This window comes from Brevibacterium mcbrellneri ATCC 49030, from assembly GCF_000178455.1.
Lineage (GTDB): Bacteria > Actinomycetota > Actinomycetes > Actinomycetales > Brevibacteriaceae > Brevibacterium > Brevibacterium mcbrellneri.
On sequence record NZ_ADNU01000067.1, the window covers coordinates 1 to 5,841 of the forward strand.

At 56.5% G+C, this 5,841-nt stretch carries 6 protein-coding genes; 2 read left to right on the forward strand and 4 right to left on the reverse strand.

The genetic code is table 11. The annotated features are described in order from the left end of the window. Positions 1-20: 20 nt before the first annotated feature. The 4 genes from HMPREF0183_RS09955 to HMPREF0183_RS09970 all read right to left on the reverse strand — a co-directional run bounded on the left by HMPREF0183_RS09955 (position 21) and on the right by HMPREF0183_RS09970 (position 4,314). On the reverse strand, positions 21-884 hold the full coding sequence (locus HMPREF0183_RS09955) for a DUF817 domain-containing protein (RefSeq protein ID WP_211205345.1): 864 nt from the start codon (positions 882-884) through the stop codon (positions 21-23). 22 nt (positions 885-906) lie between these two features. After that, positions 907-2,382: a peptide MFS transporter gene (locus HMPREF0183_RS09960; RefSeq protein ID WP_005885683.1), complete on the reverse strand. Its 1,476-nt coding sequence runs from the start codon at positions 2,380-2,382 to the stop codon at positions 907-909. Positions 2,383-2,527: 145 nt separating this feature from the next. Next, a complete protein-coding gene (locus tag HMPREF0183_RS09965) occupies positions 2,528-3,337 on the reverse strand; it encodes a ribokinase (RefSeq protein WP_005885685.1) in 810 nt (269 codons plus the stop codon). Continuing rightward, a complete protein-coding gene (locus tag HMPREF0183_RS09970; protein WP_005885687.1) occupies positions 3,325-4,314 on the reverse strand; it encodes a nucleoside hydrolase in 990 nt (329 codons plus the stop codon). The genes HMPREF0183_RS09965 and HMPREF0183_RS09970 overlap by 13 nt, the downstream gene beginning before the upstream one ends. Positions 4,315-4,339: 25 nt before the next feature. Here HMPREF0183_RS09970 and folP point away from each other — a divergent pair, with 25 nt between their 5' ends. Next, positions 4,340-5,275, forward strand: coding sequence for a dihydropteroate synthase (folP, locus tag HMPREF0183_RS09975; protein WP_005885689.1), 936 nt, complete (start codon positions 4,340-4,342; stop codon positions 5,273-5,275). A 33-nt stretch (positions 5,276-5,308) separates the two neighbouring features. Then, the coding region (locus tag HMPREF0183_RS09980; protein ID WP_005885692.1) for a dihydrofolate reductase family protein at positions 5,309-5,841 on the forward strand (533 nt) is incomplete at its 3' end.

The following is a 5,841-nucleotide window of genomic DNA, read 5'->3' on the forward strand; positions in this document are numbered from 1 at the left end:
AATTGTATAGGGCGACAGGTTCAGACTTTCTGGTGGGGCCGTGGCGGGTAGACAAAGGTTACGATCACTACGGAGATAATCATGAGCAGGAACCACGCGACAAGTTTCTGGATAGACACGAGTTCCCAGCCGTTTTGTTGGGAGGGGTAGATCCAGGCACCTGCCCAGGTGGCAATGTTTTCGGCTAACCAGATGAAGAATGCTGTGCCTATAAAAGGGAGAAGAAGCGGAAGATGCCGGTAGGGGCGGCTACGGTGATTTTTAAACAGCATGACGCACGGGGCGAAACATGCGATCACTGCAAATGTAAGGATCCAGCGGAAATCGAAAATGTAGTGGTGGGTAAAGAAGTTGATGTAAATGGCCAGTGCGATCACCGCGGTGAGCCAGCGTGGGGGATAGCGGTTAAACCGAAGGTCGAACAGCTTATAGACGCGCACCATGTATGAACCGACGGCGGCGTACATGAACCCTGAGTACAGGGGAACGTGCCCAATACGAAGCACGCCGTGATCGCCGTAACTCCACGAACCCACGGCGGTTTTGAACACTTCCATGCCGGTACCAACGACGTGAAACAGCATGATGACCCACAGCTCTTTGCCCGTCTCGAGCTTCAGAGTGATCATGAGGATTTGGATGATCACTGCAGCGATAACAAGTGCGTCGTTACGGCTTACAATCGCGCTTTCCGGCCACCAGAGTCGAAACGCAATAAGAACAACAAGGAAGCTTGCGCCAAAGATGCAAGCCCACGCCTGCTTAAGAACAAACACCGTGAACTCCACGACCCAACGTGTGAGTCCCGAAGCGTGACGGTGTTTGTATAGCCAAGCGTGGGCTTTGCCGTCTAAGTAGTGTTCAAGCTGAGTTGATTCGAACATCATGTCAGCGCAATGTAGATGCTTACCGAACACCCTTCATGAGCTTCACAACTGGTTTAGCAACTGCCAAGACCACAACTCCCACAACGATTGATCCGGCACCAAGAGCAGACCAATATGGAACCTGGCTAGCAGCGTCATAGTACTCAGAAAAGACTCCAGACAGGGCAGTTCCTACACCTGAAGACAAGAAGAACACAGCAATCATTTGGGATGTGTAAGCCTTGGGCGCCAAACGGGTCGAGAGGCTCAAACCGATAGGCGAGATCAAGAGTTCGGCGATTACGAACAGCATGAAGATGAGGGTGACCCACAGGAGTGGGACGGTGTTCTTTTCTGCATTCGCGTACACCAGGAACATGAGGAAGGCGCCACCAATGATGATCAGTGCCAGGCCGGCTTTAACCGGGGCTGAAGGTTGACGGTCACCCATTTTGAGCCAAATAGCGGAAAAAACTGGTGCGAGCGCGATAACGAAAATCGGCGGGATCAGCTGGATCCAGTTGATTGGCATTTCCCAGCCGAACAGGGTGCGGTCCAGCTGGTTTTGCGAGTAGCTGGTCATAACGTTGAAGATCTGTTGGTACAGCGACCAAAAAGCGATGGACGCAATGAAGTAAGGAATAAACGACACCACGCGACTGCGTTCCGTGCTAGTGACACCCTTGGAAGCGAGCATGACGGCAAAATAGACCACCGCTGCACCCAAGGATACAAGGGCCGTCCACGTTGCCAGGTTCTCTTTGTTCATCAAACCGGTCGTCCACAGCACGAAGATCGCGAGCACGGTTCCGATAATCGCGACTGGTAGAACCCACATTTTCTTGCGAGGGAGAGGTTCTGGGACGCGGCGTGCCTCAGCGGGCATCTTGTGGCGTCCAGTCAGATAGATGACAAGTCCCACAGCCATCCCTGCAGCTGCTGCGCCGAACGCGATGTGGAAGCCAATGCGTTGCTGCAAAATACCTGTCAGAAGTGGGCCCAAGAAGGCACCCAAGTTCACGCCCATGTAGAAGATCGAGAAGCCGGCTTCACGGCGGGAGTCCTTTTCGTCATAGAGGCTTCCCACAAGAGCTGAAGCGTTAGCCTTCAAACCACCAGACCCAAGGGCTACCAGAATCAGACCAACGGCAACACCGCCTAAACCAGGGAGCAAAGCGAGAGCAATGTGTCCCGCCATGATGATGACAGCAGACCAGAACAGAACAGGTTCCGCGCCCAATAAGCGGTCAGCCAGCCACGCTCCTAGCACGGTCGCTAAGAACACAGCACCACCGTAGGCACCAACAATTGCCAGTGCTGTGGGTTCCTCCAGGCCAACACCACCCTGGTCCACGGCCGTGTACAGGTAGAGGGCCAGAAGTCCGGTCATTCCGTAATACGAAAAACGCTCCCACATTTCGAGCCCAAACAGTTGAGCCAGAGGCAGGGGGTGACCAAAAAACCGGGTGTCCCTCGTCTGAGAGTGTTCTCCCGTGTGTGTGGCTGCTGAAGCCATGCGAATCCTTAGGTTACGACAATGTATGTAGAGCCAAACCTTAAGGTTCCAAAATGAACAAGCGCCACTTCAACGGGCAGTTTTGGTGTAATGGTGAGGAACGACACACTCGGTGGCGGCAGTCACTGAACACAGTAGATGTGACTCACACCGTCCAAATCTGTGCGCCCTGATGCGTGACTGAGTGCGACGCTTTGTGCACTGCGACCGTGAGAGCGTCTTCCTTTGACGCGCCCTGTGCGAGCATGGCGCACAGGGTTCCGGTGAACACATCTCCTGCGCCAGTTGAGTCGAACGCTTTAACTGCTGGGGCGGGTGCAAAGATTCCGTCCCACAGTGCTCCACGGGCCCCAAAGGTCATGGCAATTGAGTGGTTTTCACTGCCTAACTGTTGTGACTCGAACTCGTTGGCAACCACAATGTCGCACATCTCCACGAGCCTGAGCATGTCCTCTTCCCACGGGGACGGGTTGAAAACGGTGGTAGCGCCACCTTCCTTCGCTGCTTCGAGTGCTCCAATAATCGCTGGGGTGGGCACTTCGTTCATGCTGGTCACAACATCACCGGGTTCTACCAGTTGTCGAACGGCTTCGATTTGATCGTCGCCCACGTGCTGATTCGCGCCAGGATCTACCACGATAGAGTTCTCGCCACGCGAGTCCACCACAATGTATGCGGAGCCTGTGTAGCCGTCGACTTGTCCTAAGTGGCTGACATCGACATCACAATTGACTAGGTGCTTGCGGTATCTTTTGCCGTCGTTGTCGCTACCTGTGAGACCCACCAGGTAGGTTTTCGCGCCTGCCCGTGCAGCTGCGACGGCCTGGTTCGCGCCTTTGCCACCTGGCTGGATGACGAGTTTGTTCGTAAAGATTGTTTCGCCGACTCGCGGGTGTCGGTTAACCATGAGGACGGTGTCGACGTTGACGGATCCGACGACGATTACTTTGCCCATGTATCTACTCCTGCAATGACGGTGTTGATGAAAAGCTGTTCCATGGCTTCGTAATCGACTTCTGTGATGACCTGCGTGTGGATTGGTTCATCATTCGGCTGTGTGTCCGTGTGCGAGGTCCGTTCGTCCATCACCGTGCGTCCGCGTGTGAGTGAACCGTCGAGTTCAATATCGACGGATAAGCGTGACGTGGTCGTTAATTCTGGTGCGGCGACACTCATCACGGCGCCTGCGTCGCCCAGACAAGAAGCGGTGTGGTCAGGGATGCGAGTTTCGCCTGCGTTGCGGGTTTGGGAATATGTGAGCATCTCACCAATGGTGCGGATTCGGGGATCTTCCGCCGAGGTGTACTCGGCTACCCGCTGGCTACTGACAGTGACCGTGTAGAAGGGTTCCAGGGCGTACAGCGTGATGGGGATTCCGCTGTGGAGTACTTCGTGGGCAGCCTCAGGGTCGCTCCATGCATTGAATTCAGCCGAGGCAGTAACGTTACCGTACCGGCGTGCACCACCCATCCAGACGATCCGGTCGATGTGCTTGTGCGCCTCTGGGTAGGCGCGAAGAAGCAGCGCAATGTTCGTCAACGGTGCCAGAGCGATGAGAGTAACCGGGGGCGATGACTCAGAAAGTACGCGGTAAAGAAACTCAGTGGCAGGTTCCTCGACGGGCTTTCGCGGGGAACGGGGGAGTTGTACTCCACCCACACCGTTTTTGCCGTGATAATGATCCGCACTACGGTGGTCATCAGCCAAGGGGCCGGTCGCGCCTGAGGCGACTGGCACCTCGGCCGCCCCACTCATGTCCAAAACGTCCAAGGTGTTGCGAACAACCTGATCCACACCCACGTTGCCAGCTGCACACGTTACGCCCAGAAGGTCGATGCCGGGGCAGCAGGCAGCAAACATGAGGGCGTAGGCGTCGTCGAGTCCGGTGTCGACATCGAGGATGGCGGGAGTGGCAGGGGTAGTTAAACGCACATGTATATGTGTACGCCGTAGTGACGTGAAACACAAAATTGCCGGGTCTGGCGGTGGTGAGGCGTGGAAGTACGATGTGTGTATGCGAGGGAGTATAGGGCCCACGGGGCTGGGAAAGAATGAAAAAGTCGCCATTATGGCGGTCGTGAATCGAACTCCCGATTCCTTCTATGACAAGGGTGCCACTTTCGGTTTGGACGCGTCTGTGCAGGCGGCGGTGGGTGCGTTGGACGCGGGCGCTCACTGGATTGACATTGGGGGAGTGCCGTTTGGGCGCGGGCCGCACGTGAGCGCAGAGGAAGAGTGCGAACGGGTGGTGCCGTTTGTGCGTGCGCTGTTGCGGGAGCGGCCGGAGGCGGTGATTTCCGTGGATACGTACCGGTCGCAGGTGGCACGTGAAGCGCTTGAGGCTGGGGCACAGGTCATCAACGACACGTCTGGTTTTGTGGACGCAGGCATGATCGACGTCATTGCGCAGACGGGTGCGTATGCGATTGTGTGTCACTCGGCTGGCAAGCCGCGTGAAGAGAAGCCGGCGGCGTACTACGACGATGTGGTGGCCGAGGTGGTGGCGTTTGTGCGGGAGCGCGTTGAGCGTTTGCGGCAGGCTGGGGTGGCGAGTGACCGGATCATTGTGGATCCCGGGCACGATTTGGATAAGAACACGCTTCATTCGTTGGAGTTGACTCGCAGGTTGGACGAGATCGTGGACATGGGGTTCCCGGTGATGGTGGCGGTGTCGAATAAGGACTTTATTGGCGAGTGTACGAATCGGGAGCAGGGGCAGAGGCTGGCCGGTTCGCTTGCTGCGATGACGGCGTGTGTGATGTCGGGTGCGCGGATTGTGCGTATGCATGACATTGGTGCAACGGTGGATGCGGTGCATATGACCGAGGCGATCTTGGGGTTGCGGGAACCGTTTGAACTGATCCACAACACGCATCCCACGCATAACGTTTAGTGGGGTGGTTAGAGGCTTGGTTAGGGGAGTGGCATGGAAATTCGGGAATTGGACCAGCTGACCGACTCTGAGTTGTTGGACATGTATGCGTTTCCGTCTGGACCGTGGGTGCGGATGAACTTCATTAGCTCCATTGATGGTGCGGCCACGGTTGATGGGCTTTCCGGTGGGTTGGGTGATGAGCACGATCAGCGGCTGTTGCGGGTGCAACGTTTGCCTGCGCATTGTGTCATGGTGGGGTCCGGCACGTTGAAGGCTGAAGGGTATGGGGCTATGCGGATGTCGCATGCGGACCAGGAGTGGCGGGTGCGTCATGGGCTTGCGGCCCACCCCACGTTGGTTGTTGTATCTAACAGGCTCAGTGTGGAACCTGAGGATGCGATGTTTGTTGAAGCGCCTGTGCGGCCCGTGGTGGTGACGAGTGAGGCTGCCCCGGTTGGGAAGCGGGAGCGGTTGGCAGATGTCGCCGAGGTCGTTGTTGCTGGTGAGCGTTCCGTGTTTCCTGTCAGGGTGGTTGAGGAGTTGAAGGCCCGGGGGTTGACTCACGTTCACGGTGAAGGTGGTCC